The organism is Rathayibacter sp. AY1D2, from assembly GCF_002932695.1.
Taxonomy (GTDB): Bacteria; Actinomycetota; Actinomycetes; order Actinomycetales; family Microbacteriaceae; genus Rathayibacter.
In genome coordinates, this window is record NZ_PSVX01000126.1 from 1 (window position 1) to 1,483 (window position 1,483).

Below are 1,483 nucleotides of genomic sequence, written 5' to 3' on the forward strand. Positions count from 1 at the left end.
AGCTCGCTCGACAGCTGCTCGGGAGTCATCGCGTCGGGCGGGCGCACCGAGAACAGCCGCCAGCATCCACCGGAGGCGCACTCGACGGTCTCGCTGACGAGCTCGCTTCCGGCCGGAAAGTCGATGGCCGAGGCCGCCGGCACGTCCCCCTCGGTCCGGAAGACGGCCAGATCGGCGTAGTACACGAAAGCGCAGAGGACGGCTGCAGCCGCGATCGTCGCTCCCGCGACGACGAGCGGGTGTCCGCGCTTTCGGGGCTCATCCATAAGTCCGGACCCTAGCAAGGCGCTGTAGCCCCTAGCTGGCCTCAGCGGAGGGAACCGCGACCACTCCATCCAGTCGCCCCAACCGCACGACCAAGGGAAGAGCGAGGACGTCGCTTACCCTGAGCCAGTGGGGACATTCTCGAAGGCGCGAAAAACGATCGCGATCGCAGCATGCCTGATCGTCGTCGCGGGATGCACGCCACAGCCTGAACCGCCGGCTCCGCCTCCGGTGTCCACAGACAGCAGCTCCGACGCCGCACTGACCGGTGACCTTGGCGTGGCAACGTTCACGGGGAGCGATGGGACGGCCGGCAGCATCCGTTTGAGTGCGGCTGATGGCCGGCTGGCTCTGGCATCAGACGAGCTCGACATTCCCGCCGCGACCGCATCTTCCTCAGGTTCCGTTGCGGTCATGGCAGCGCTGGACCCGATCGATGAGGGCGCCACCTGTTTCGACATTGCTTTCCCAATGGGTCTCGCGGATGCGGAGCCAGGGAAGCCCTACAAGGCCTGGCGGAACCTCGCAGAGTTCCACGGCGACCCGACAGCGATCGATCAGCTCGTCATCACCACCAAGCCCCAGAACGACCCCGACTGCTCGATGAGGATCATTGCTGTCGCTGACGTCCAATGGAGCGTGAAGCCTCAACGCAGTGATCTCGTCGCCCAGGACGCCGGGCCGCGTGCAGCAGCGCGTGGCGAAACGACATCGACGGACGGAATGCCGACGTCGTACACGGTCGCTCGCAACGACCTCGCAGAGGACGTCGCGGCACGATTCGACATGACGGCCGATGACCTGTTCTACCTCAACCCGTTCCGCTTCCCTTCCGACGAAATTCTGCGCGTCGGCGAAGAATTGAACCTCACCGTCGCGGCGCGATGACCTCCACGCGGGCCACTCGATACCGGGCCTGACGTTCCGGCTCTTGATCAATCTGGTGGAGCGCGGTGCATGATGTCCCGATGACCGTTGGAGAGCCCCCGCGACCGAGTGCAGCGACGCCCATCGTTCTCGCCTTGGTTTTCGGTGGGCTTGCAGCCGCCGTGGGAGCCGTAGCCTCCATCTACATGTGGGACCCGAGCGAGACGTGCAGGACCCGCGGCGGAGGCAGCCTGACGGGAGAGGGGTTCCTCTGGAACCCGCTGTGCTCGGATGGGTCAACCGTTCAGCCGATATGGATGACGTTGACGACTGCTGCGGCGTTGATCGTGGC

The 1,483-nt window shown here is 65.4% G+C and carries 2 protein-coding genes and 1 pseudogene; 2 read left to right on the forward strand and 1 reads right to left on the reverse strand.

Annotated elements, in window-relative coordinates; translation table 11 throughout:
- Positions 1–266 (reverse strand): annotated as a pseudogene (locus C5D04_RS17725) (hypothetical protein); the annotation flags it as partial.
- Positions 267–393: 127 nt separating this feature from the next.
- Here C5D04_RS17725 and C5D04_RS18055 point away from each other — a divergent pair.
- Together C5D04_RS18055 and C5D04_RS18575 are read left to right on the forward strand one after the other, a co-directional pair.
- The gene (locus tag C5D04_RS18055) at positions 394–1,152 is read left to right on the forward strand and encodes a LysM domain-containing protein (RefSeq protein WP_146087910.1); all 759 of its coding nucleotides are present in this window, start codon (positions 394–396) and stop codon (positions 1,150–1,152) included.
- An 80-nt stretch (positions 1,153–1,232) separates the two neighbouring features.
- The coding region (locus tag C5D04_RS18575; RefSeq protein WP_219815050.1) for a hypothetical protein at positions 1,233–1,483 on the forward strand (251 nt) is incomplete at its 3' end.